The sequence below is a fragment of the Modestobacter sp. VKM Ac-2984 genome, assembly GCF_026967985.1.
GTDB lineage: Bacteria > Actinomycetota > Actinomycetes > Mycobacteriales > Geodermatophilaceae > Modestobacter.
Genome location: NZ_JAPVBJ010000001.1, coordinates 310,691 through 334,928, shown reverse-complemented (window position 1 = coordinate 334,928; position 24,238 = coordinate 310,691). Strand labels below are relative to the sequence as shown.

Genomic DNA, 24,238 nt, shown 5'->3' with positions numbered 1-24,238 from the left:
GGTGAGGACGGCGTACGACCGGCAGGTCGCCGACCACTAGCGTGCTGGCGGTGAGCCCCCTGACCTCCCCGCTGCACGATCGCCACGTCGCCGCCGGTGCGAAGTTCGCCGACTTCGGTGGCTGGTCCATGCCGATCGAGTACGCCGGTGGCGGCGTGCTGGCCGAGCACACCGCCGTCCGGGAGGGCGTCGGGCTCTTCGACGTCTCGCACCTGGGCACCGGCACGGTCCGTGGCCCGGGGGCCGCCGAGTTCGTGAACGCCTGCCTGACCAACGACCTGGGCAAGATCGGGCCCGGTCAGGCCCAGTACACGCTGTGCTGTCTCCCCGACGGTGCGCCGCAGGCCGGGGGAGTGGTCGACGACCTGATCGCCTACCTGCACGGCCCGGACGACGTCCTGCTCGTGCCCAACGCCGCCAACGCCGCCGACGTGCTGGCCCGGCTCTCGGCCGAGGCGCCGGCGGGGGTCACCGTCACCGACCGGCACACCGAGGTCGCCGTCCTGGCGCTGCAGGGTCCGCGTTCACCCGAGGTGCTGGCGGCGGTCGGCCTGCCCGGCGGGCTGTCCTACATGGCCTTCGCCGGGACGTCCGGCTCCGGCGGGGACGAGGTCACCGTCTGCCGCACCGGCTACACCGGCGAGCACGGCTACGAGCTCCTCGTCGCCGCCGACCGGGCCGCCGAGCTCTGGGACGCGCTGCTGGCCGCCGGTGCGCCCGAGCAGATCCGGCCGTGCGGTCTCGGCGCCCGGGACACCCTGCGCACCGAGATGGGCTACCCGCTGCACGGTCACGAGCTGTCGCTGGACATCACGCCCAACCAGGCGCGGTCGGGCTGGGCCGTGGGCTGGGGCAAGAGCTCGTTCTGGGGGCGCGAGGCGCTGCTGGCGGAGAAGGCGACCGGCCCGGCCCGTCAGCTGTGGGGTCTGCAGGCGCCCGGTCGGGGCATCCCGCGGCCCGGGATGCTCGTGCTCGGCGCCGACGGCTCGCGGATCGGCGAGGTCACCAGCGGCACGTTCTCCCCGACCCTGCGGACCGGGATCGCGTTGGCGCTGCTGGACCGGGCCGCCGGCGTCGCCGAGGGGGCAGAGGTCGCCGTCGACGTGCGGGGGCGGCCTCAGGCGGTCGTCGTCCGCCGTCCGCCCTTCGTCCCCTCGCACGTCCGCTGAGGCGCTGCCCGGCCGGTCACTTGGCCGGCACGGGCGGGTCGGGCACCTCGTCGGCGACCACGGCGTCCCGCTTGCCCATCGGCTCGGGGTCGCCCTGGGTGGTGTCCCGTGCGGTCTGGTGCTCGGTCTCGGCGTTGATCTCCGCGCCCAGCAGCACCAGGTAGCAGGTCAGGTACAGCCACAGCATCAGCACGATGACGCCGGCGATGGCGCCGTAGGTCTCGTTGTAGGAGCTGAAGTTGTTGACGTAGAAGCTGAACGCGACGCTGACGACCGCCCAGATGACGGTGACGACCAGCGAGCCGAGGCTCACCCAGCGGATCTTCGGTGCATCCCGGTCGGGGGCGGCCCGGTACAGGACGGCGAGCGAGCCGACCACCACCGCCAGCAGGAGCACCCAGCGCAGGACCTGGGCGAGCACCGTGCCGACGCCGCCCAGCGGGAGGACGTCCAGCACGATCGGGACCACGGCGATGAGCGCGAAGGTGAAGAGCACGAACACGATCGCGCCCAGGGTGAGGACCAGGGACAGCGCGCGCAGCTTGAGGAAGTTGCGGGTCTCGACCTCGTCGTAGGCGATGTTCACCGCCTTCACCATGTTGTTGACGCCGCCGGACGCCGTCCACAGTGCGCCGAGCACCGAGGCGATCAACCCGAAGGTGAGCGCCCCGCCGGCGTTGCTGGTGATGTCGGTCAGCTGCTGGGTGAGGATGTCCTGGGCGGTGTCCGGGAGCTGGTCGGACAGCGACTCGATCTGCTCGGCGACCTGCTCGGGGGAGGCGACGAGGCCGTAGATGGAGATGGTCGCGATCAGCGCCGGGAAGATCGAGAGGAAGGCGAAGAAGGCCACCCCACCGGCGATGATCGGCATGTTGTCGGCGTTGTTCTCCGCCCAGGACCGCTTGACGATCTGCACCCAACCGCGTCGCGGGATGTCCGTCGGGCGATCAGCGTTGATGCCGGGCATCTCTCGGGAGTCGGGCACGTCCGGGGCCGGCCGGGCGGCCTCGCGCCGCTCGCCGCGGAGGACAGCCGACGAGGAGGCGCCGCTGCCCTCGCCGTTGCCGGCGGCACGCGCCTCCGCGGCCCGCTGCGCAGCCCGCCGCTCGGCCTTCTCCTGCACCCGCGCGCGGATGTTCTCCACGGCGCTGCCCTGCCGCCCGTCGTCGACCATCGGTCCCATCCCCTCGTCTCGGGTCTGCAGGTGGAACGGTGGGGCCCGGTGGTCCGGGCCCCACCAGCGGCTCAGCGGGTCAGCTCGGCCAACGTCCGCCGCCACCCGGAGCGCCGGCGCGGCAGTCGCCGGCCGGCACTCCGCTGGGTCGCCGAGACCCGCTTCACCGCGACGCGCTCGCCGGCCCGCAGCCGGGCAGCGGCGGCCTGCTGCGTGGCGGACAGCTGCTTCGAGGCCGCCCGTTCTGCCGCGGAGAGCTGCGTGGTGGCGCTGCGCGTACGTGCGCTGAGGGTCGCCACCGCGGCCTTCCGTCGCGCCTCGGCCCGCTTCGCCGCCTTCTTCCGGGCGGCTGCGCGCTCCTTGCCAGCGCGCTTCGCGGCCTTCTGGGCTGCTGCGCGACGCCGGGCTGCCTCCTTCGCCGCCGCACGCTCTGCAGCGGTCTGCCGACGCTTCCGTCGCCAGGCGAGCAGTCCGACGAGCGCGGTCAGGGCCGCTACGCCGCCACCGATGACGGCGGGCGGGTTCTCCCGGTAGGTCTCGACCGCGGTGTCCTTGGTCCGGTTGGCGCTCTCCAGCGCCGAGCTCTTGGCCTGGTCGACGCGCTCCTGGGCGCGGGCCGGGACGTCGAGCCGGTGGCTCAGCTCGTCGACCGTGCGACCGAGCTGCTCCCGGGTCTGCTCGATGTCGGCGCGGATCGCATCGGGGTCGGGCTTGCCCGCCGGACGGCTCTCGTCGGCTCCGGTCATCGGGACGCACTCTCCTTCACGGTTGCGACGTCGGTCTTGATGCTCGAGATCGCCTCGGTCGGCGCCGGCGGCGCTGCCTGCTGGACGTCCTTCGTGCCGACGAGGGCCAGCACGCCGGCGACCACGAACAGCACGACGGCGACGACGACGGCGGCCAGCCAGCCCGGGAGGGCGAGGGCGAGGGCCAGGACGGCGGCGGCGACGAGCACCTGGAGGCCGAGGAAGCCGAACAGGCCGGCACCACCGAAGAGGCCGGCCCCCAGGCCGAACTTCTTCGCCTTGGCGCTGACCTCGACCTGGGCGAGGCGCATCTCGTCCCGGACGAGGGTGGTCAGCTGGTCGGACAGCTGACCGATCAGCTGACCGGTGGATGCGCTCTCGGGCGCGGGCGGAGGCGTCTCCACCCGGCTGGCGCCGGCGCCCATGGTGAGCTGGCTCATTCGTCCTCCGCGGTGTCGGGCGTGGGTGGTGTCCTGCACCATGCCCGGCTGCTTACCGTGTAAACCAAGATCGCCAATGCGCGCGCCAGAGCAGTCGGCCGGGAGCCGCTCCCTTCGGGGCTGCTCCGGGGCCGCGGGGTCGCTAGCCTGCCGCCATGAGCTGGACCTGGCAGCTGGAAGACCCCTCGGGTGCACCGATCGACCCTGCCGCGCTCGGGGTGGAGGTGCCCGAGTGCGACAACCAGGGCGACGCCGAGTCCTGGCTGGGGGAGGCCTGGCGCGACCTGCTGGAACGCGGGGTCGCCACGGTGACGCTGCAGGAGGACGGTGAGCGGGTGTACGGCCCGATGGGCCTGGCGGCCAGCTGAACCGGGGCGGACGCCGCACCGACGTCCGCCCCGTGGCCCCGTCCCGATGCCCGTGCTGAGCTCGGGAGAAGGGACTCCGTCAGCCCCGGGAGGTCTTGGCGGGGTCGCGCACCACCACGTCGCCCAGCGCCTCGTCGATGCGGGTCATGACCTCCGGCGGCAGCTGGACGCCGGCGGCCTTGACGTTGTCGTGCACCTGCTCGGGCCGGCTGGCGCCGATGATCGCCGCGGCCACGTTCGTGTTCTGCAGCACCCAGGCCACCGCCAGCTGTGCCATCGACAGGCCCAGCTCGTCGGCGATGGGCCGCAGCTGCTGGACGCGGGTGAGCACGTCGTCGGTCAGGTAGTCCTTCATCGACCCGCCCACGGTGGCGTGCCCGCCGCGGCTGTCCGCCGGCGGCTGCTGGCCGGGCAGGTACTTGCCGGTGAGCACCCCCTGCGCCAGCGGTGACCAGACGATCTGGGAGAGGCCCTCCTGCTCGCTGGTGGGCACCACCTCGGCCTCGATGACCCGCCACAGCATCGAGTACTGGGGCTGGTTGCTGATCAGCTGCACCTTGAGCTCGCGAGCGAGCTCGGCCGCGGCGGCGATCTCCTCGGCGCGCCACTCCGAGACGCCCAGGTAGAGGACCTTGCCCTGGCGCACCAGGTCGGCGAAGGCGGTCATCGTCTCCTCCAGCGGCACCGTGGAGTCGTACCGGTGAGCCTGGTAGAGGTCTACGTAGTCCGTCTGCAGCCGCTTCAGCGACGCGTTGCAGCTCTCGATGACGTGCTTGCGGGACAACCCGCGGTCGTTGGCCCCCGGGCCGGTCGGCCAGTAGACCTTCGTGAAGATCTCCAGGCCCTCCCGGCGCTGGCCGGCCAGAGCCCGGCCGAGGACCGACTCGGCCTTCGTGCCGGCGTAGACGTCGGCGGTGTCGAAGGTGGTGATCCCCGCGTCGAGGGCGGCCCGCACGCAGGCGTGGGCCGCCTCCTCCTCGACCTGGCTGCCGTGGGTGAGCCAGTTGCCGTAGGCGATCTCGGAGATGGTCAGGCCGGAACGGCCGAGGCGTCGTGTGTGCACGGCCGGGACACTACTTAGCGCGGCTCAACAACCGTGAGCAGCGGCCCTCGTTCAGACGTCGGCGCCCAGCGGGACCTGCGGCTTGGGGAAGCGCCAGCGGCGGATCATCGTCGCCCGGCTGACGCCGTACCAGATCAGGCTGCGCATCTTCTGGTCGGTGTTCGGGAAGCGCTCCTGGACCTTCGCCTTGATCTTGCGGCCGAGGAGGAAGGAGTCCCCGATGATCACCAGGAAGAAGGCGAACCAGACGAACACGGTGTAGCTCTGCACGGCCGGGACGGGGATGAAGTAGCCGATCAGCACCAGAGCGGCCACCGCCAGGAAGAAGCTGCCGGCGTTGCGGCGGGCGTCGACGACGTCACGGACCAACCGGCGCACCGGACCGCGGTCCCGGGCGGGCAGCGCGCTGTCGTCGCCACGGGCGGCAGCGGCACGGGTGGTGCCCCGCCCGGCGGCCTGCTGCTCGCGCATCCGCTTGTACGCCTCCTTGCGCGTGGTCGGCGGCGGCGGCACCGGGCCGGTGCGACGGCCCTGGGCCTGGTTGCGCCGGGGGGTCGGCCGGCCCTTGCCCGTCGCGCCGACCGCCGTCGACCCGTGCGGGGTGACGGTGACGGTGTCGGCGGCGTCCGGTGTCGTGTCGGAGGCGGGACGGCGGCCGGGCAGGCGGAGCTTCACGGCTGCGGAGTCTACGTGCCCGGCGCTCGTCGACGGGGTCCCGGCGGGCGGTGTCCCTCCGGTGGGCAGTGTGTAGCCCGCCCGTGCTCCGATCGCGCCGTACAGTGGGAAGCAGCTCCGCCACGGCGGTGTTGGCCGTTCTGAGAGTCCGCCCCCGTGGCGGGCCGAGCAGGACACCCTCGAGTGTGGGAGGACCACGACATGACCGTGCAGGACACGCAGGCCCCCGGCGCCACCGGCGTCATCCTCAGCGACCCCGCCGCCCTGAAGGTGAAGACGCTGCTGGAGCAGGAGGGTCGCGACGACCTGCGGCTGCGGATCGCGGTGCAGCCGGGAGGTTGCTCGGGCCTCCGGTACCAGCTGTTCTTCGACGAGCGATTCCTCGACGGCGACGAGACCTTCGAGTTCGGTGGCGTCGAGGTCATCGTCGACCGGATGAGCATCCCGTACCTCAGCGGCGCGACGATCGACTTCGTCGACACCATCGAGAAGCAGGGCTTCACCATCGACAACCCGAACGCGGGCGGCTCCTGCGCCTGCGGCGACTCGTTCCACTGATCGCCGGCTAGCAGCGAACGCACGAGGCCCGGCACCCCGCGAGGGGTGCCGGGCCTCGTCGTGTCCGGGGGAGTGCTCCCTCGGCTCACCGGTCCGTGGCCGGGCAGCCGTGGCGGGCGGCCAGCAGGCCGCCCGCCACCGGGACCGCCCGGCCGCGGATCAGAGCCGGACCGGGTAGACCGGCTCCGGGATCTCCGGGGTGATCCGCTCCTCGACGAAGATGCCGTGCCAGATCATGAAGACCAGCACCCCCCAGACCTGCCGCGCGATCCGCTTGCTGGGCACCTCGGCGTCGCGCAGCCGGTCCAGCAGGCCAAGCACGTGGTCGCGGTCGAGCCACTCGTCGGTCTGACTGTCCGTCACGATGTCCCGGGCCCAGTCGTGCAACGGGCCGGCCAGGAACTCCGCCGTCGGCACCGGGAAGCCCAGCTTGCGCCGGTTCATGATCTTCGGCGGGACGATCTGCCGCATCGCCTGCCGCAGTGCGTACTTGGTCGCGTCACCCCGGTTCGGCACCCGCATCCCCAGCGGCAGGCTGCTGGCCAGCGCGAAGACCTCCGGGTCCAGGAACGGCACCCGCAGCTCGAGGGAGTTGGCCATCGTCATCTTGTCCGCCTTGACCAGGATGTCGCCGCGGAGCCAGGTGAAGAGGTCGACGTACTGCATCGCCGTCACGTCGTCGTAGCCGGCCTCGCGGGTCTGCCGGTAGAGGGCCTCGGTGACGGTGACGTGTGAGAGGTCGGGGTCGCGGCCGGGCAGCAGCTGCGCGAGCTCGTCGGCGTTGAGGTTGCGGGCGTTGCCGTAGTAGCGCTCCTCGAGCGGGATCGACGCCCTGCGCAGCAGGTCCTGCCCCCGGACGCCCTCGGGCACCAACCGGGACAACCCGCCCAGTGCTCGGCGGCCGGCGGCCGGGAGCTTCGACGCCCAGGCCAGGCTCAGGGGCTCGCGGTAGATCGTGTAACCGCCGAACAGCTCGTCGGCGCCCTCACCGGACAGGACCACCTTCACGTGCTTGCGTGCCTCGCGGGCGACGAAGTACAGCGGCACGAGCGCCGGGTCGGCGACCGGGTCGTCCAGGTACCAGACGACCGTGGGGATCGCGTCGGCGAACTCCTGCGCCGTGACCTCCACCGGGATGTGCTCCACGCCCAGGATCGCCGCCGACTCCGCGGCGATGTCGACCTCCGAGGTCGCCTCCCGCTGGAAGCCGACGGTGAAGGTGACCAGGTCGGGGTTGTACTTGTGTGCCAGGGCGGCGACCGCGGTCGAGTCGATACCGCTGGAGAGGAACGAACCCACGGTGACGTCGGCACGCATGTGCTTGGCCACCGAGTCCTCCAGCACCTCGGCGATCCGGTCGAACAGGGCCTGTTCCGACCCGGGGGTGACCGGCTTCGGTGCGAACGTCGGGTGGAACCAGCGCTTCGTCTGCAGCTCGCCGTCCGTGACGGTGAAGCTGGTGCCGCTCTCGATCCGCCGGATACCCCGGTGGAGGGTGGCGGGCTCGGGCACGTACTGAAGGGTCAGGTAGTGCTGCAGGGACGCCGGGTCGACACCGCCGGCGCCGGGGGTGCCGCCGAGCAGCTCCAGCAGGGCCTTCTTCTCCGAGCTGAACACCAGGCCGCCGTCGGCCAGCCGGGCGGTGAACAGCGGCTTGATGCCGAAGGCGTCCCGGGCGCCGAACGCCGTCCGGGTCCGGGTGTCCCAGATGACGAAGGCGAACATGCCGCGCAGTCGCGGCAGGATGGCCTCGCCCCAGAGGTGGTACCCGGCGACGATCGCCTCGGTGTCGCCCTCGGTGGCGAAGGTGGCGCCGGCGGCCTTCAGCTCCTCGCGCAGCTCCAGGTAGTTGTAGATCTCGCCGTTGAAGACGATCCGGTACCGGCCGTCGGCGTAGGGCATCGGCTGGGGGCTGCCCTCGATGTCGATGAACGCCAGCCGGTTGAAGCCGAGCACCGCGTGCCGGTCCGACCAGACCTCCCGGTCGTCGGGGCCGCGGTGCCGCAGGCACCGCAGGGCGTGCTGCACCCCGGAGACCGTCTGCTCGTCGACCCGTTCGGCGTCGGTGGACAGGTAGGCCAGCAGGCCGCACATGCGGGAGGTCTCCAGGTGGTGGGGAGGGATCGGGGCCGACGGCCCCGGGATCAGACGCGCTCGCCGGCGCGGGTCTTGCGGGTCGCGATCCGCTCGGCGAAGAAGGACAGGATGGGGACCGTGCCGGCCAGCAGCACCAGCACCGAGCCCTTGAGCGTCCACCGGGCGCGGAGCGCCAGGTCGCAGGCGGTCACGAAGAAGATCGCGTAGAGCCAGCCGTGGGCGGTGCCGATGACGGCCACGGGGCCGTCGATGCCGGCGAGGCGCTTCAGCGGGACGGCGACCAGGACGAGGGCGATCAGCAGGACGCCGACGACCCAGGCCATCACCCGGTAGCGGAGCAGCGCAGCGGGGACGTTGTGCCCGACCCGGCGGGCGAGGGCGCGCGGCAGCCGGGAGGCGGTCGCCGCTCGGTCAGCGGTCACTGCTGCTCCCGGGCCGGAGCGCCTTCTCGTTGAGCTCGGCGAGGTAGGCGTTGTAGGCAGCCAGCTCCGGATCGCCCGTGGTGTCGATCCGCGGCCGCTGGTAGAGCACCAGGGAGGAACCGGGCTCGTCGTCCGCGGGGTCCCGGGCCAGCTCGTCCTTGCACATCTTGAGGTAGAAGCCCAGGCCCATGAACCCGTACAGCGGCCACTGGAGCGCGTAGCTCCAGTTGACGGCACCGCCACCGGCCTCGGCCTTCGTCAACTGCCAGTAGCCGAGGAAGAACGTCATCACGAAGAGCGCCACGACCACCAGGTGCATGAAGAGCCACCCGGGGCTGAGCAGGCGTCGGTACACGCCCGCGACTGTAACCGCCGGGACCGACGGCAGGCCGTCGCCCATGGCGTGGTCCGGAGCACGCCGACCCCACGCCGGCGGTCGGCACCGGGTCGGCCGGCCGCCCGGGTGGACGCCGCCGACCGCGTCCGACCAGCGGCCCCGGGCGACCCGCCGGGACGGTCCTCCCGCCCCCGGGACGACAGGCAGGGTCGGCTAGTCTCGGCGAGACTGTGGTCGGGGTGGGCAGAGCCCGTCGGGCAACCGAGGAGCACCCGCCGGTGAGACCGCGTGGCGTCGCCACGCGGGGGATGAGGAGGCAGCGGGCAGTGGCTCGACGCAGCAAGCTGGCGAAGGTCGCCGGGCTCGGTCTCCTGGGAGCGCTGACGCTCAGCGGGTGCGAACTGACGGGCAGTTGGGTCAGTTGGGGATGGCCTGAGGGCATCACCGACCAGGCCGAGGCGATGCACGACCTGTGGATCGGTTCGACGATCGCAGCCCTGGTGGTCGGCATCGGGGTGTGGCTGCTCATCGCCTACGCGACGATCCGGTACCGGAAGCGCGGGGACGAACTGCCCCGGCAGACCGCCTACAACCTCCCGCTCGAGGTCGTCTACACGATCATCCCGTTCCTGATCATCGCGGTGCTCTTCTTCTTCACCGTGAACACCCAGAACGAGGTCCGTGACGTCAGCGAGGACCCCGACGTCACGGTCGCGGTCAACGCCTTCAAGTGGAACTGGCAGTTCGTCTACCCGGAGACGGAGACCGAGTCGGGCGAAGCGGTGTCGACCGTCGGCACCAGCACGGAGATCCCGATCCTCGTGGTCCCCACCGACCGGACCATCCGTTTCGAGCTGGCCTCGGCGGACGTCATCCACTCGTTCTGGGTGCCCGAGTTCCTCTTCAAGCTGGACATCATCCCGGGCCAGGACAACGGCCGGGACAACGTCTTCGAGGTCACCGTCCGTGAGGAGGGCGCGTACGTCGGCCGCTGCGCCGAGCTGTGCGGCACCTACCACGCGTTCATGAACTTCGAGCTGCGGTCGGTCACCCCGGACGAGTACGAGACCTACCTCGAGGCGCGTGAGGAGGGGCTGTCGTCCTACGACGCCCTGGTGCTCATCGGCGAGCCGGGTGAGGCGGTCTCCACGGAGCCGTTCCTCCTGCAGCGCGAGCAGCAGGCGGTGGCCTCGGATGACTGACTCGATCACCCCGCACTACCTGGAGGAGCGGCCGTGAAGGTCGAAGCGCTCATCTTCAACTTGATCACGGTGTTCTGCCTGGTCACCGCCGTGGTCTACGGCGTCTGGTCGCGTGAGCCCATCGGGACGACGGCGCTCGCCCTGTCCGGGGGCCTCACCGCCCTGATCGGTGGCTTCTTCTGGTTCGTGAGCCGCCGGATCGACGAGCGCCCCGAGGACCGCAAGGACGCCGAGATCGCCGATGGGGCGGGCGAGCTGGGCTTCTTCAGCCCGGCGAGCTACTGGCCCTTCGGGCTGGCCTTCTCCGCCGGCATCATGGGCCTCGCGCTGGCCTTCTGGTACCCGTGGCTGGTGATCATCGGTGCCGTCGCGCTCCTGGTGACCATCGGTGGGCTGCTGTTCGAGTACTACGTCGGGCAGAACGCACACAGCTGATCGCCAGCAGGACCGTACGACTCAGCGGGGCCCCTTCCCAGTCGGGAAGGGGCCCCGCTCGGCGTCTGCACCCGGACACCGACATGGCAGGGCCGAGGTGACCGGCACGCGTCGCCGACCTGCCTCCGCTGCGCGGGCGCGGAACTCAGAACGTCAGCCGAGCGTCCTGGGCGAGCGGAACAGCGCCCGCCACGGACGTCCACCACGGAGCGAGGCGCCCCGGCTGAGGTACCGGTCCGAGGTGCGTGCAGACGTGCGCTCGGGAGGGACCGCCGCGGCGCAGGGAGGCACTCCGGCCGAGAACAGTCCATGACATGGCAAGCCACGCGGCTGAGGACGTTCCCAAAGGCGTGGAGCAGCACCCCAGCCCCGACGGGGCTTGGTTCGGGGTCGTGGGGAGACGCTACCGGCGCAGGAGAGGCCCGGGGCAGGGAGCGGACCCAGCTGCGGAGGAGACCCAGCGCATGAGACCGCCGCAGCCGCGCAGGCGGCTGCGGCGAGGTCTCCGCGGCACGCGAGCCGAGTTCTCCATGGCGGCCTCGGCACCTGGGCGGCGGGAGGAGAACTGCCGCGCGCCGCGTGCCGTGTGTCGCGTGCCGCGGGGCTGAGCTTGAGCCTGGCCCTGGTTGCCGACGAGCCGGCGGCAGGGGAGTCAGAGGCACTGAGACCGACGAGCGAGCGCCCCACACCGCGGGCAGGTGCGATGAGGGCCGGCGGCGCCGGGACCCTCCTGCCGGTGACCCGCGAGGTGAGGCCTCCCGACGATCACGGAGTCAGCGGGAGGACGCGCCGCCCCCGACCGGCATGGGGGGGCCGGAAAGGCAGCAGGCCCCGACGGACGAGTCCGTCGGGGCCTGCTGTTCGTTGCGGTGGGTCAGTCGCGCGGAGCCTGCGGCCGCCCGCCCTCGGAGGGACGCCCGCCCTCGGACGGTCGACCAGAGCTGATGGTCTGGCGGTCGGACTGCTCCGCCTCCAGCCCGCGGGCTTCGAGCTCGGCCTGACGCTGGACCTCGGCCGGCTCCTCGATCGGCTTGAAGAAGCCCTTGATCGCCCGGCGTGCGCCGCCGACCTGGTTCATCTTCTTGGGCACCGAGGCGCCGCCGTAGGCCAGCTGACCGTGACCGTGCTCGTCCACCGGGCCGAGGGGCTGGTGCACCTCGATGAACTCACCACTGGGCAGCCGCCGGATGACCCCGGTCTCGATGCCGTGCTCGAGGACCTCGCGGTCGTGCCGCTGGAGCCCCAGGCACAGGCGGTAGGTCATCCAGTAGGCGAAGGGCGGGAGCACCAGGCAACCGATCCGGCCGAACCACGTCATCGCGTTGAGGCTGATGTCGAACTTGTCCGCGATGAGGTCGTTGCCACCGGAGATCCACAGCACGACGTAGAACGTGAGGGCCATGGCCCCCACCGACGTCCGGACAGGGACGTCGCGCGGTCGCTGCAGCAGGTGGTGGGACGCGGTGTCCCCGGTCAGCTTGCGCTCGATCATCGGGTAGAGCGCGAGCACGGTGAACATCAGACCGGCACCGACCACGGTCGGCCAGAACAGCGCCGGGATCGTGTAGTCGCCGGGCAGGTTGATGTCCCAGGCCGGGAAGAGCCGGGTCGAACCGTCGAGGAAGCCGATGTACCAGTCCGGCTGCGAACCGGCCGACACCTGCGCCGGGTTGTAGGGACCCCACAGCCAGATCGGGTTGATCTGGACGAGACCACCCAGGGCGGCGCACAACCCGAACACGATGAACAAGAGGGCCGTCGCCTTGCCGGCGAAGGTGGGGAAGAGCCGGTTCCCGACGACGTTGTGCTCCGTGCGACCGGCACCCGGGAACTGGGTGTGCTTCTGCTTGACCAGGATCAGCAGGTGCGCGGCGATCAGTGCGAGCAAGATCGCCGGGATGATCAGCACGTGGGCGATGTAGAAGCGCCCGATGATCTCCGTGCCGACGTAGTCGCCGTTGAAGACGGCCCAGTGCGCCCAGGTGCCGATGACCGGCAGCGACAGGATGATCGCGCTGATGATCCGCAGGCCCGTTCCCGACAGCAGGTCGTCGGGGAGGGAGTAGCCGGTGACGCCCATGAGCAGCGCCAGGACGAGCAGGACGACGCCGATCAGCCAGTTGGTCTCACGCGGCCGCCGGAACGCACCGGTGAAGAAGATGCGGATGAGGTGGATGACGATCGCGGCCACGAACAGCAGGGCTGCCCAGTGGTGGATCTGCCGGATCAGCAGCCCGCCGCGGACGTCGAAGGAGAGCCCGAGGGTCGACTCGTAGGCCGCCGACATCTCCACGCCCCGCAGCGGTGCGTAGACGCCCTCGTAGACGACCTCTTCCATGCTGGCGTCGTAGAAGAACGTCAGGTAGGTGCCCGACACCAGCAGGATCATGAACGCGTAGAGCGCGATCTCCCCGAGCAGGAAGGACCAGTGGTCGGGGAAGACCTTGTTCAGCGTCCGGCGGAGCGGACCGGCGACGATCAGGCGATCGTCGACCTCGAGGGCTGCTTGCCCGATCTTGGTCGTCGGCGCACCAGGCGCCGCCGTGGTGGTGGCCATCAGATCCGTTCCCGGTTCCAGTAGGTGGGGCCGACTGCCTCAATGTAGTCGCTCCGTGCCACGAAGTAGCCCTCGTCGTCGACTGTGATGGGCAGCTGGGGGAGTGGGCGGGTCGCCGGACCGAAGACCGGCTTCGCGCCCTGGGTCACCAGGAACTGCGACTGATGACACGGGCAGAGGATGCGGCCCGTCTCCTGCTCGTAGAGCCCGACCGGGCACCCGGCGTGGGTGCAGATCTTCGAGTAGGCGACGTAGTCGCCGTAGGAGAAGTCGGACTGACCCTCCCGCGGCTCCTCGCTGAGCTGCTGCTCCGGGCGGAGCCGGATCAGCATGGTGGCCGCGTCTGCCTGGAAGTTGCCGCCGGCGACGGCCGGGAAGACCGTCTCCAGGGAGCCGGGCTGCTGGTCGCCGGGGCGGATCGGGGTGCCGTCGTCGCGCAGCAGGCGGACGCCCTCGGCCCACGACGTGGTGCCGAGCGGGTTGCCGGTGTTCGGGTTCTTGATCAGGCCACCGAGCGGGGCGATGAGCATGGCGCCGAACGCGACACCCATCCCACCGATCGTGCCCAGGAGCAGCTTGCGACGGGGGAGACCGGACTTGTCCAGGCCGCTCATGAGGGTGGCGCCGGTCGTGACCCGGTCGAAGTGCGAGCCGTCGTGCTTGTCCTGGACCGCGGTCTCGTGCGGCAGCAGCTTCTTGACGTACTGCACCAGGCCGATGCCGATGCACAGCAGCGACAGGCCCATCGCCAGACCGAGGAGCGGGGTGAACAGCGCGCTCCACGGAGCGGCCCCCACCTCCCACTCCCAGTCGGGGAGGAACCACCCGGAACCGGCGTAGACGACCAGGAAGGCCACGGCGAACACCCCGGCGAGGGCGAACCACATGGTCACCTGGCGGGTGGCCTGCTTCTCCAGTGCCGAACCCGGGACAGGGCCGGGCTCGACGTGGAGCACCTCCACGCCGTCGTAGCGGGCACCCAGCCGGTCCAGCTCGGTGCGGTCCATCGCCGCCAGCTGGGCCGGCGTGTACTCGTCGTCCGGACCGCCGTGGCTGGGACCGCTCGCGCGGTCCCCGCCGGCCGACCCGGGGTTCCTGTCGGTCGTGGTCACGCCTTCGTCCCCATCCAGAAGATCCCGAACAGCAGGGCGCCGACGCCGGCGACCCAGATCACCAGGCCCTCGGCCACGGGACCGGCGCGGCCGATCGCGGCGCCACCGGGGTCGGCCTGGTCCTGGATCGTCTGCACGTAGTCGATGACCGAGCGCTTCTCCTCCGGGGTCAGCTGGTTGTCACCGAAGACCGGCATGTTCTCCGGCCCGGTCAGCATGGCCGCGTAGATCTGCTCGTCGGTCAGGCCGTCCAGCGAGGGCGCCCGCTTGCCGGAGGAGAGGGCACCGCCCTCTCCGACGAAGTTGTGGCAGGAGGCGCAGTTCAGGCGGAAGAGCTCGCCGCCCTCGGCCAGCTCGCCGTCGCGCAGGTCACCCGAGGGGATGCTGGGGCCGCCACCGTTGGCCTGGACGTAGGCCATCAGCTGGGCGATCTCCGCCTCGGTGAAGATCACCGGGTGCTCGGGCGCCTGGGCCTCCTGGCGGACCAGCGGCATGCGGCCGGTGGAGACCTGGAAGTAGACCGAGGCCGAGCCGACGCCGATGAGCGACGGGCCGCGGTCCTCGACGCCCTGCAGGTTGGAACCGTGGCAGGTGATGCAGCTGAGGACGTAGAGCTCACGGCCGGCTTCGACGGCGATGGACTCCGTGCTCGACTGCTCGTCGGCGGCGATGGCCCCCGGGGCGAAGGCGGAGTAGCCGACCCCGGTCAGGACCAGGGCGGCCATCAACCCGGCCACGTTGGCCAGGCGGCGGCGCTGCTTGGAGCGGCGCCGGTCGCGGGCGGCGGCGGCCGGCGTGCCAGCGGCCGGCCGGCGACGCAGCAACCCGCGGCGGCCGCCCTCGAGAGGGGCTTCGGACGAGGCGTTCGTGGTGGACACCCGGTTCCCTACTTGATCAGGTAGATCGTGATGAAGAGGCCCACCCACACGACGTCGACGAAGTGCCAGTAGTAGGACACAACGATCGCCGAGGTCGCCTGGGCGGGTGTGAAACGGCCCATCGTGGACCGGATGAGCACGAAGACGAAGGCGATGAGGCCGCCGATCACGTGCAGGGCGTGGAAGCCCGTCGTCAGGTAGAACACCGAGCCGTAGGACGAGGACGAGATCGTCGTCCCGTGGTCGACGACCAGGGTGCGGTACTCCCACATCTGGCCGAGCACGAACGTCAGCCCCATCACGAACGTGATGGTGAACCAGCGCCGCAGGCCGTAGACGTTGCCGATCTCAGCGGCGAAGACGCCGTACTGGCAGGTCACCGACGAGGCGACCAGGATCAGCGTGAAGGCCAGCGCGTACGGCACGTTCAGCTCGGTCGGCTCCGGCGGCCAGCCGTCCTCGGCTCGGGCGCGGGCGGTGAAGTACATGGCGAACAGGCCGGCGAAGAACATCAGCTCACTGGCGAGCCAGACGATCGTGCCGACGCTGACCATGTTCGGTCGGGTCAGGGAGTGCACCCGCGAGGTGTCGAAGGTGCTGCTCGCCACGGGGGCCGTTGTCACGGGCTCATCATGGCATCGGGACAGCCATCCCACGACGCGGGGTGGGTGGGCGTGGCGCGCTCCGTCCGGCCACCCGGGAGACGCCCGGCACGCCACCCTCCCGCCCCTCTCCCTCCGGGCACTAGGCTCGCGAAGGTGAGCCTCGATGCCGCACCGGCCACCGTGCTGGTCTTCAGCCAGCGGGCCGAGGTCCGCACCGCCGTCCGGACGGCCCTGGGCAATGCACCGGCCGCCGACGTGGGACCGCTCACGTACCTGGAGTGTGCGACCGCCGACGAGGTGGTGGCGGCCGTCGACCGCGGTGGGGTCGACCTCTGCGTGCTGGACGGTGAGGCCCAGCCCACCGGTGGCATGGGGATCAGTCGCCAGCTGAAGCACGAGATCGCCGACTGCCCGCAGCTGGTGGTGCTCATCGCCCGGCAGGCGGACCGCTGGCTGGCCCACTGGTCGCTGGCCGACGCCACGTTGGCGTACCCGATCGACCCGCTGACCGCGCCCCAGGTCGTCGCCGGACTGCTGCGGGACCGGGCAGCGCAGCGCCCGGCCGTCCGTCGCTGACCCGATGACGTCAGCCAGCCCGACCTGGCCCGGCCTGCTCACCCGGCTCACCCGCGGTGAGGACCTCGTCGCCGAGGACACCCGCTGGGCGATGCGCCAGGTCATGACAGGGGAGGCGACGCCGGCCCAGGTGGCCGGGTTCGTCGTCGCCCTGCGGGCCAAGGGGGAATCGCCGGAGGAGGTCTCCGGGCTCGCCGCCACGATGCTGGAACAGGCCACCCCGGTGCAGCTGCCGATGGAGTGCGTCGACATCGTCGGGACCGGAGGCGACGGCGCGCAGACGGTGAACATCTCCACGATGGCCGCGATCGTCACCGCGGCGGCCGGCGTCCCCGTGGCCAAGCACGGCAACCGGGCTGCGTCCTCGGCCTCGGGCACCGCCGACGTCCTCGAGGCGCTCGGGGTCGTCATCGACCTGCCCGCTCCGTCCGTGGCCCAGTGCGTGCTCGAGGCGGGGATCGGCTTCTTCTTCGCGCCGGTGTTCCACCCCGGGATGCGGCATGCCGCCGCGCCGCGACGAGAGCTGGGGATCGGCACGGTCTTCAACTTCCTGGGCCCGCTGACGAACCCGGCCCGTCCGGTCGCGGCCGCGATCGGCTGTGCGGACACCCGGATGGCCCCGGTGCTGGCCCAGGTGCTCGCCGACCGGGGGACCCGGGCACTGGTGTTCCGCGGGGACGACGGGCTGGACGAGCTCACCACCAGCACGACCTCGGCGGTGTGGGTGGTGCGCGACGGGGAGGTGGTCCCCGAGCGGCTGGACCCGGCGGCCCTGGGCATCCCGGTGTCCGGGCCGGGGGCGCTGCGCGGAGGCGGTCCGGAGGTCAACGCCGAGGTGGTCCGTCGGCTGGTGGCCGGTGAGCCGGGACCGGTCCGCGACGCGGTGCTGCTCAACGCGGCGGGGGCGCTCGCCGCGTTCGACACCCGCGGGGCCCGGCTGCACGACGCGCTGGGGGCGGGGCTGGAACGGGCCGCGGCCGCCATCGACGACGGCAGGGCGGCGGCCAAGCTGGCGGACTGGGTGCGGGTCAGCCGCGCCGCACGCGGGTGAGCACCAGGGCGCTCTCGGGCCCTGAGCACGCCGGGTCGGCCCGGGACGAGGGCACCCGACGCGCGCGGTGAACTACTGGTCCGTCGACTCGAATCCGATCGAGAACGCGGCCTCGAGGTCGTGGCGCGAGTAGGCGCGGAAGGCGATGTGGGTGGCGGTGTCGACGACGCCGGGCACCTTGTTGATCCGCCCGGCGATGACCTGGGCGATCTCCTCGAACTCGTGCACGCGGACGAGCGCGACCAGGTCGACGTCGCCGGCGACGGAGTAGACCTCACTGACCCCGGGCAGCGCAGCGACCGCCTCGGCCACCTCGCCGATCGAGTCGGTGGCGGCATCGATCATCACGATGGCGGTGATCACGTCCGGGATGCTAGCCCGGTCGCGCCCCGGCCGCGCCGTCCGGCGGTGCGCCGGCCTGCCGCCGGGGCGCCCGCGGTGACCCGGTCCGGCTGGCTGCGGGTGCTGAGCGACCGGGTGTCGGCGAAAGGGTCACGCTCGGCGAGGCCGGCGTCCACCTGGGCGAGGAAGCCGCTGTAGTCGCCCGTGCCCGGGGTGCGGCTGGCCAGGGTGCCGGTCAGGTCGACCAGGCGGGTGCCGGGCTTCTCCAGCCAGCGCAGCACCAGCTCGGTCTCGTCGACGGAGGCGGCCAGCTCGTCGTCCGGCCCGGTCGGGGTCTCGGCGGTGGTGCGCAGGTCGGCCAGGTGACCGCGGACGGAGCGACCGCGTTCGGCGACGCCGGACGCGACCAGCCGGCCCCGACGGACCACCGCCAGCTGCCAGCCCCCAGCGCCGTCGGGCCGGGCGAGGACGAGCTCGGTCACGGTGGCCAGCGACTCCAGGCGCTGTCGCCGCCGGACCGCCCGGACCAGGACGGCCACCCGGTCGCGCAGCACGGCCGCCTCCTCGTACCGGCCCTCTCCGGCCAACCGCTCCACCCGGTGGAGCAACGGGGCGACCAGGGCGCGCGGATCGGACTCGACGGCCGCACGGAACACCGCCGCGACCGCGGAGTACTCCTCGCGGGACTGGTCGCCGGTGCAGGGCGCCCCGCACCGGCCCATCCCGGCCAGGGCGCAGGCGCTGCCCAGCACCGTGAGCGACAGGCGGGAGGTGCACTGGCGCAGCGGCAGGGACTCGTGCACGGCGGCGACGGCGGCGTCGGCTGCCCGCCGGTCGGGGAAGGGGCCGAGGAACGCGCCGGCGCCCGGCCGCACCCGGCGCACCACCGACAGCCGGGGGAACGGCTCGTCGGTCAACCGGACCCACAGGGCGCGCTCGGGGAAGCGGGACCGCCGGTTGTACCGGGGCTTGTGCTCGGCGATCAGCCGCAGCTCCCGGACGGCGGCCTCGAGGTCGTGCGCGCACGGCAGCGCCTCGATCCGCTCGGCGAGGGTGATCATCTCGGTCATCCGGCTGCGCTGCTCGCCGGCGGAGAAGTAGCTGCGCACCCGGCTGCGGAGGTCGCCGGAGGTGCCGACGTACAGCGGTTCGTCGCGCGGGCCGCGGAAGACGTACACCCCGGGACCCGAGGGCACGTGCTCGGCGAGGTGGCGTTTGCGGCGACGGCGCGGGTCGACCTGGCGGGTCAGCCCGGTCAGCTCCTCGAGCGAGGTGATCCCCAGCGGCCCGAGGCGCTCGAACAGCCCGTGCAGCACGTCGACGGTCGCCCGGGCGTCGTCCAGCGCCCGGTGGCAGGGCTGCGTGGAGGTGGAGAAGTAGGGCGCCAGCGTGGCCAGCTTGCAGTTGGGCACCTCGTCGCGGCTGAGCAGCCGGCGGGCCAGGACGGCGGTGTCGACCGAGGCGAACACCGGCCAGGGCACCCCGCTCTCCTCGCAGGCCGCTCGCAGGAACCCGAGGTCGAACGGGGCGTTGTGGGCCACGAGGACGGCGCCGCGGGCGAACTCCAGGAAGGCCGGCAGCACCGCGTCGATCCGGGGCGCCGCGGCCACCATCATCGAGGTGATGCCGGTCAGCACGCTGATGTAGGGCGGGATCTCGTGACCGGGGTCGACGAGGGTCTGGAACTCGCCGAGCACCTGGCCGCCGCGGACCTTGACCGCCCCGATCTCGGTGATCGCGCTGTTCTTCGGCGAGCCCCCGGTGGTCTCCAGGTCGACGACCACGAAGGTGACCCCGGCCAGCGGGGTGCCCAGGTCATCGATCGACGCCTGCTGGAAGCGCGGCTCGTCCGGGACCCCGTGCCGTCCGGGCAGTGCCACCTGTCGCCACGCTGCAGGGGCGGGCGGTGCGGTGGTCGGCGGGACCGGTGGTGCTGCTGGGGGCGGGACAGGTACGGACGGCACGGCGCGGACGCTAGGTCGGGGGTCCGACAGTCCCCGGAAGGCCACGCCGTGCGGGCCGCTGGCCGGAGCCGTGCGGGCCGCTGGCCGGAGCCGGTGGGGCCGCCGCTGGACGGGAGCTGAGCAGAACTGTCGGTGGTCGCTCCTACGGTCCGCGGTGTCTGGACCACAGGAGACAAGGAGAGCCGCTGTGCTCATCGACTGCGACACCTGCACCGTCCGCGGTCAGGGCTGCGACGACTGCGTCGTGACCGTCCTGCTGGGCGCCCCACCGGACTGGCAGGGGAGCGCGCCCACCGTCGTGCCGCTCACGCGACGCCGGCCGGGCGTCGCTGCCGGGGTCCCGGCTGGCGAGGGCGTGCTGGCGGCCGGTGCCGCTCCGGGGGAGGCGACCGCCGACGGCGACAGCCGGTCCGGCGAGGAGGTTGCCGAGGCTGCGCGCCCGGTCGTCGAGTGGGACGACGTGGAGCGGCAGGCCGTCCGCGCGTTGGCAGAGTTCGGGCTGGTTCCGCCGTTGCGTCATCAGGATGCGTCGTCCCACGCCGATCGCCACGTGAGCTGACAAATCGCACTGCTGTGATTTGGCAGGTCCTGGGGTCGATTCCGGGTTTGACAGGGCTAGGTCTCGGTCCGGTCACGGATCTACGTTCGTCGTGTCCGAGCGAGACGAAGTCGCCACAGAGGGTGACCTCGGTCGGGCACCGCCGAACCACCGTCCCGTTCTCGGGTGGTGCGCCGGGGTCCACCGCAGCACCGAGGTGAGCTCCGGACAGCGGGACATCGTGCCAGCGACCGGGCTCCTGCGGAGCCGGATGCGGCAGGTGACCCGGTAGGCGGTCCGAGTTGCAGAAACGGAGTCCCGCCGCCCGTGGCGAGCCCTCAGTCCCGCGTCCTGCCCGCCTCGGCGACCCTGGCCGCCGCCGACACCGCGATGCGCTCGCGCAACGGTCGCCTGGCCGGCCGGCTGGGCATCGGGATCGTGGCCGTCGTCGCCGCGAGCCTGACCCTGGCGGTCCTGCCGGGTGACGCCGCCGCCGCGCCGGGTGGCCAGGTCACCGAGGCGACGAGCCCGGAGCAGGCCACCCAGCTGGTCGCCGACGCGACCCACGAGCTCGAGGTCGTCACCGAGCAGTTCAACGAGGCGCAGGAGACCCTCGCCCAGCAGCAGGCAGCCGCAGCTGCCGCGGGCCGGGCGGTCGCCGAGGCCCAGGCGCAGCTGGCCGCCCTGGACGAGCAGGTGCGCCGAGTCGCCCGCAGCGCCTTCACCGGGGAGCACCTGTCCCGCTTCAACGCCCTCATGAGCAGTGGCTCTGCAGACGAGTTCCTCTCCCAGGTCACCACCCTGGACGCCATCGCCGGGCACACGAACGACGTCCTCTCCGAGGTCACTGCGGCGGCGACCGCTGCCGCACAGGCCCAGTCGCAGGCGGAGGCCGCCGCCGCCGCCGCGGAGCAGACGATGCGGGACGTCACCGCCCGCCAGCAGGACCTCACCTCCAGGGTTGACGAGTACCAGGCGCAGTACGACGCGCTGAGCGTCGTCCAGCAGGAGGAGGTGGTCGTGGAGCACGCCGGTCCCGTGCTCGAGGCGCCGGCCGAGGTGGTGGCCACCAGCTCCTCGGCCCAGGTCGCTGTGGACACCGCCATGGCGCAGCTCGGTGACCCCTACGTGTGGGCCGCCGGCGGGCCCGACGCCTTCGACTGCTCAGGCCTGACCCAGTACGCCTACGCGGCGGCCGGCGTGACCCTGCCGCACTCCAGTCGCCTCCAGTCCACGATGGGGACCGCAGTCTCCCGGAGCGAACTGCAGCCCGGTGACCTGGTCTTCTTCCGCAGCCCGGTGAGCCACGTGGGCATGTACATCGGCAACGGCCAGATGGTGCACGCGGCCACCTTCGGCGTCCCGGTGCAGGTCACCAGCGTCGACATGGCCGGGTACGCCGGCGCACGCCGCATCCTCGGCTGAGCCGGCGGCCCTGGCCGTCCAGCCCGGTCACAGGGAGCCTGCCTAAGCTCGGCGTCGTGCACCGCCCGCCTCGTTCGACAGCCCGCGAGTGAACCGGGGAGGAGCCGCCGGGTCGCGGCGCACGGCCCTGCTCGTGGCCGCCGTGCTCGGCGCCGCCCTGGTCGCCGTGATCGTGGTGGCCACGCCGTGGGACGTGTTGCCGGTGCCGCCGGGAGGTCGCACCCCGGTCGACCCGGGGGCCGCGTTCGACCGGGAGCAGGTGGCCCGCGCGGAGGCCTTCGCCGCGGCGCTGCGTCCGGCCTCGCTGACGGCCCTGGTGCTGAGCCTGCTCGTCTCGGCGGTCTTCGGCCTCACCCGGGCCGGTGCGGCGACCGCGCGGGCCGTCGCCCGGCCGCTGGGCGGTGGCTGGGCGTGGCAGGTGCTGCTCGGCTCGGTCGCGATCCTGCTCGTCGGCCGCCTGGTGACCCTGCCGCTGACCGCCTACGGCGAGGTGGTGCGGCACCGCTACGGCCTGTCCACGCGGGGCTGGGACCTGTGGGCGCGCGACGTCGCGACGTCCTTCGGCATCTCCGCCGGGCTGACCGCACTGGGTCTGCTGGCCCTCGTCGCGCTCGCCCGGCGAGCTCCCCGCACCTGGTGGGCGTGGGCCGGTGGGGCAGCCGCAGCGCTGGTCGTCGTCGGGTCCTTCCTGTACCCCCTGGTGTTCGAGCCGGCCTTCAACCGCTTCGAGTCCATGCCGGCCGGCCCGCTGCGCACGGAGCTGATCGCGCTGGCCGAGCGCAGCGGCACGCCGGTCGAGGACGTGCTGGTCGCCGACGCCAGCCGCCGCACCACCGCCCTGAACGCCTACGTCTCCGGCTTCGGCTCGACCCGGCGGATCGTCGTCTACGACACGCTGCTGGACCAGCGGCCCGACGAGGAGATCGTCTCGATCACCGCCCACGAGCTCGGGCACGTGGCCAACGACGACGTCCTCACCGGCACGCTGATCGGGGCGCTGGGCGCCGGGGCGGGCGTCGCGCTGCTGGGCTGGCTGCTCGGCTCGCCCCCGCTGCTCCGGCGGGCCGACGCGGCGGGCCCAGGGGACGGGGCGGTGGTCGGCCTGCTGCTGCTGTTGCTCTCCCTCGGCACCCTGGCCTCGACGCCGGTGCAGAACCTGGTCTCCCGGCACATCGAGGCACGGGCGGACCTGCACGCGCTCGACCTGACCGAGGACCCGGACTCCTTCGTGGCGGTGCAGCAGGCCCTGGGGGGCGCCAACCTCAACGACCCCGATCCCCCCGCGATCTGGCAGTGGGCCTTCGGGTCGCACCCCACGGTGCCGCAGCGGATCGCCTTCGCCGCCGACTGGGTGGCGGTGCGCGACCGGTGAGCGGGGGCCGGACGCTGGTCGTCACCAACGACTTCCCGCCCCGGCAGGGCGGCATCCAGACCTTCGTCGCCGCCCTGCTGGCCACCCGGCCACCGGAGTCGCTGGTCGTGCTGGCCTCGGACCATCCCGGCTCGGCTGCGCACGACGCATCGCTGCCCTACCCGGTGGTGCGGGCGCCCACCGGCATGCTGCTGCCGACGCCGAGGACCGCCCGGACGGCCGCCCGGCTGGTCCGCGAGCACGGGTGCCGGACGGCGTTCTTCGGTGCCGCAGCACCCCTGGGCCTGCTGGCGCCGGCGCTGCGCCGGGCCGGGGTCCAGCGGCTGGTGGGGGCCACACACGGCCACGAGACCGGCTGGGTGGCGCTGCCCGCGGCCCGGCAGCTCCTGCAGCGCATCGCCGCCGGCCTGGACGTGCTCACCTACATCAGCGAGTACACCCACGGCCGGCTGGCCCCGGCGCTGGGGGACCGCACGCAGCTGGTCCAGCTCTCACCCGGGGTCGACGTCGACCGGTTCACCCCGGACGCCGACGGGACGGCGGTCCGCGCCCGGTACGGCCTCGGGTCCGACCCGGTCGTGGTCTGCGTGTCCCGGCTGGTGCCGCGCAAGGGGCAGGACGTGCTGGTCGAGGGCTGGTCGCAGGTGCTGGCCCGGCACCCCCGGGCGAAGCTCCTGCTGGTGGGCGGCGGCCCGCTGGAGCCGGCGCTGCGGCGCACGGTCGCAGCCCGGGGGTTCGCCGGTTCGGTCGTCCTGACCGGGGGAGTGGCACCGGCGGACCTGCCGGCGCACTACGCGGCCGGGGACGTGTTCGCCATGCCGTGCCGCACGCGGCGCGGTGGGCTGGACGTCGAGGGGCTGGGCATGGTCTTCCTGGAGGCGGCCGCCTGTGGCCGTCCGGTCGTCGCCGGCACCTCGGGCGGGGCGCCGGAGACCGTCCAGGACGGGGTGACCGGGCACGTCGTGGACCCGCGGTCACCCACCGCGGTCGCGGACGTGCTGACCGACGTGCTGGCCGACCCCGGACGCGCACGGGCGATGGGAGCGGCCGGCCGGGCGTGGGTGGAGCAGCGGTGGTCCTGGACGACGATCGCGTCGACCTTCGCCGACGTGCTCGACCCCGCGCCCTGAGC

25 protein-coding genes are annotated in these 24,238 nt (G+C 72.6%); 11 read left to right on the top strand and 14 right to left on the bottom strand.

The features are described from left to right. The first annotated feature begins 50 nt into the window (after positions 1-50). Entirely contained in the window at positions 51-1,169 is a 1,119-nt protein-coding gene (gene gcvT, locus O2W16_RS01620; protein WP_269157050.1) for a glycine cleavage system aminomethyltransferase GcvT, read from the top strand. 16 nt (positions 1,170-1,185) lie between these two features. Here the strand turns inward: gcvT and O2W16_RS01615 are convergent, their stop codons facing one another. From O2W16_RS01615 to O2W16_RS01605, 3 genes are all read right to left on the bottom strand, one after another. Beyond that, positions 1,186-2,343 (bottom strand): YihY/virulence factor BrkB family protein, encoded by a 1,158-nt coding sequence (locus O2W16_RS01615; protein ID WP_269157049.1) that lies wholly within the window; start codon positions 2,341-2,343, stop codon positions 1,186-1,188. Positions 2,344-2,414: 71 nt separating this feature from the next. After that, positions 2,415-3,089: a DUF3618 domain-containing protein gene (locus O2W16_RS01610; protein ID WP_269157048.1), complete on the bottom strand. Its 675-nt coding sequence runs from the start codon at positions 3,087-3,089 to the stop codon at positions 2,415-2,417. Next, positions 3,086-3,529: a phage holin family protein gene (locus tag O2W16_RS01605; RefSeq protein ID WP_269157047.1), complete on the bottom strand. Its 444-nt coding sequence runs from the start codon at positions 3,527-3,529 to the stop codon at positions 3,086-3,088. Before O2W16_RS01605 ends, O2W16_RS01610 begins: the two co-directional genes overlap by 4 nt. A 155-nt stretch (positions 3,530-3,684) precedes the next feature. Here O2W16_RS01605 and O2W16_RS01600 point away from each other — a divergent pair, with 155 nt between their 5' ends. Beyond that, the gene (locus O2W16_RS01600) at positions 3,685-3,897 is read left to right on the top strand and encodes a hypothetical protein (protein WP_269157046.1); all 213 of its coding nucleotides are present in this window, start codon (positions 3,685-3,687) and stop codon (positions 3,895-3,897) included. A gap of 79 nt (positions 3,898-3,976) precedes the next feature. Here O2W16_RS01600 and O2W16_RS01595 read toward each other — a convergent pair whose 3' ends face one another. Together O2W16_RS01595 and O2W16_RS01590 are read right to left on the bottom strand one after the other, a co-directional pair. Beyond that, positions 3,977-4,960, bottom strand: a complete 984-nt coding sequence (locus tag O2W16_RS01595; RefSeq protein ID WP_269157045.1) for an aldo/keto reductase family protein — start codon at positions 4,958-4,960, stop codon at positions 3,977-3,979. Between the two features lie 51 nt (positions 4,961-5,011). Further along, complete coding sequence (locus tag O2W16_RS01590) at positions 5,012-5,635, bottom strand: DUF3043 domain-containing protein (protein WP_269157044.1); 624 nt, start codon at positions 5,633-5,635, stop codon at positions 5,012-5,014. Positions 5,636-5,836: 201 nt separating this feature from the next. Here O2W16_RS01590 and O2W16_RS01585 point away from each other — a divergent pair, with 201 nt between their 5' ends. Continuing rightward, positions 5,837-6,193, top strand: a complete 357-nt coding sequence (locus O2W16_RS01585) for a HesB/IscA family protein (protein WP_269157043.1) — start codon at positions 5,837-5,839, stop codon at positions 6,191-6,193. A 159-nt stretch (positions 6,194-6,352) separates the two neighbouring features. Here the strand turns inward: O2W16_RS01585 and asnB are convergent, their stop codons facing one another. The 3 genes from asnB to O2W16_RS01570 are packed head-to-tail and all read right to left on the bottom strand — an operon-like array spanning position 6,353 to position 9,067. Continuing rightward, a complete protein-coding gene (gene asnB / locus O2W16_RS01580; RefSeq protein WP_269157042.1) occupies positions 6,353-8,287 on the bottom strand; it encodes an asparagine synthase (glutamine-hydrolyzing) in 1,935 nt (644 codons plus the stop codon). A gap of 50 nt (positions 8,288-8,337) precedes the next feature. Then, positions 8,338-8,712 (bottom strand): DUF3817 domain-containing protein, encoded by a 375-nt coding sequence (locus tag O2W16_RS01575; protein WP_269157041.1) that lies wholly within the window; start codon positions 8,710-8,712, stop codon positions 8,338-8,340. Beyond that, positions 8,702-9,067 (bottom strand): metalloprotease, encoded by a 366-nt coding sequence (locus O2W16_RS01570; protein WP_269157040.1) that lies wholly within the window; start codon positions 9,065-9,067, stop codon positions 8,702-8,704. Before O2W16_RS01570 ends, O2W16_RS01575 begins: the two co-directional genes overlap by 11 nt. 308 nt (positions 9,068-9,375) lie before the next feature. Between O2W16_RS01570 and ctaC the strand changes: the two genes are divergently transcribed. Both ctaC and O2W16_RS01560 read left to right on the top strand, forming a co-directional pair. Continuing rightward, positions 9,376-10,251: an aa3-type cytochrome oxidase subunit II gene (gene ctaC, locus O2W16_RS01565; RefSeq protein ID WP_269157039.1), complete on the top strand. Its 876-nt coding sequence runs from the start codon at positions 9,376-9,378 to the stop codon at positions 10,249-10,251. Between the two features lie 33 nt (positions 10,252-10,284). Next, positions 10,285-10,686 (top strand): cytochrome c oxidase subunit 4, encoded by a 402-nt coding sequence (locus O2W16_RS01560; RefSeq protein ID WP_269157038.1) that lies wholly within the window; start codon positions 10,285-10,287, stop codon positions 10,684-10,686. Positions 10,687-11,560: 874 nt separating this feature from the next. On the opposite strand, the gene qcrB is transcribed toward O2W16_RS01560, so the two are convergent. From qcrB to ctaE, 4 genes are read right to left on the bottom strand one after another with little or no spacing between them, the layout of a single operon-like run. Further along, on the bottom strand, positions 11,561-13,243 hold the full coding sequence (qcrB, locus tag O2W16_RS01555) for a cytochrome bc1 complex cytochrome b subunit (protein ID WP_269157037.1): 1,683 nt from the start codon (positions 13,241-13,243) through the stop codon (positions 11,561-11,563). Beyond that, entirely contained in the window at positions 13,243-14,355 is a 1,113-nt protein-coding gene (gene qcrA, locus O2W16_RS01550; protein ID WP_269157036.1) for a cytochrome bc1 complex Rieske iron-sulfur subunit, read from the bottom strand. Before qcrA ends, qcrB begins: the two co-directional genes overlap by 1 nt. Beyond that, positions 14,352-15,233, bottom strand: a complete 882-nt coding sequence (gene qcrC, locus O2W16_RS01545; RefSeq protein WP_269157035.1) for a cytochrome bc1 complex diheme cytochrome c subunit — start codon at positions 15,231-15,233, stop codon at positions 14,352-14,354. The genes qcrA and qcrC overlap by 4 nt, the downstream gene beginning before the upstream one ends. An 8-nt stretch (positions 15,234-15,241) precedes the next feature. Continuing rightward, positions 15,242-15,856, bottom strand: coding sequence for an aa3-type cytochrome oxidase subunit III (gene ctaE, locus O2W16_RS01540; RefSeq protein ID WP_331253722.1), 615 nt, complete (start codon positions 15,854-15,856; stop codon positions 15,242-15,244). A gap of 135 nt (positions 15,857-15,991) precedes the next feature. On the opposite strand from ctaE, the gene O2W16_RS01535 reads away from it, so the two are divergent. After that, entirely contained in the window at positions 15,992-16,414 is a 423-nt protein-coding gene (locus O2W16_RS01535) for a hypothetical protein (RefSeq protein WP_269157034.1), read from the top strand. 4 nt (positions 16,415-16,418) lie between these two features. After that, complete coding sequence (trpD, locus tag O2W16_RS01530; RefSeq protein WP_269157033.1) at positions 16,419-17,465, top strand: anthranilate phosphoribosyltransferase; 1,047 nt, start codon at positions 16,419-16,421, stop codon at positions 17,463-17,465. Between the two features lie 72 nt (positions 17,466-17,537). Here the strand turns inward: trpD and O2W16_RS01525 are convergent, their stop codons facing one another. Together O2W16_RS01525 and O2W16_RS01520 are read right to left on the bottom strand one after the other, a co-directional pair. Then, the gene (locus O2W16_RS01525) at positions 17,538-17,828 is read right to left on the bottom strand and encodes an Lrp/AsnC family transcriptional regulator (RefSeq protein WP_269157032.1); all 291 of its coding nucleotides are present in this window, start codon (positions 17,826-17,828) and stop codon (positions 17,538-17,540) included. After that, the gene (locus O2W16_RS01520) at positions 17,825-19,687 is read right to left on the bottom strand and encodes a DEDD exonuclease domain-containing protein (protein WP_269157031.1); all 1,863 of its coding nucleotides are present in this window, start codon (positions 19,685-19,687) and stop codon (positions 17,825-17,827) included. Before O2W16_RS01520 ends, O2W16_RS01525 begins: the two co-directional genes overlap by 4 nt. A 271-nt stretch (positions 19,688-19,958) precedes the next feature. Here O2W16_RS01520 and O2W16_RS01515 point away from each other — a divergent pair, with 271 nt between their 5' ends. The 4 genes from O2W16_RS01515 (at position 19,959) to O2W16_RS01500 (ending at position 24,236) form a co-directional block, all read left to right on the top strand. Then, positions 19,959-20,330, top strand: a complete 372-nt coding sequence (locus O2W16_RS01515; RefSeq protein WP_331253721.1) for a hypothetical protein — start codon at positions 19,959-19,961, stop codon at positions 20,328-20,330. A 306-nt stretch (positions 20,331-20,636) separates the two neighbouring features. Then, complete coding sequence (locus O2W16_RS01510; RefSeq protein ID WP_269157030.1) at positions 20,637-21,734, top strand: C40 family peptidase; 1,098 nt, start codon at positions 20,637-20,639, stop codon at positions 21,732-21,734. A gap of 88 nt (positions 21,735-21,822) precedes the next feature. Next, positions 21,823-23,106, top strand: a complete 1,284-nt coding sequence (locus tag O2W16_RS01505) for a M48 family metalloprotease (protein WP_269157029.1) — start codon at positions 21,823-21,825, stop codon at positions 23,104-23,106. Beyond that, on the top strand, positions 23,103-24,236 hold the full coding sequence (locus tag O2W16_RS01500) for a glycosyltransferase family 4 protein (RefSeq protein WP_269157028.1): 1,134 nt from the start codon (positions 23,103-23,105) through the stop codon (positions 24,234-24,236). The genes O2W16_RS01505 and O2W16_RS01500 overlap by 4 nt, the downstream gene beginning before the upstream one ends. Positions 24,237-24,238 lie beyond the last annotated feature (2 nt).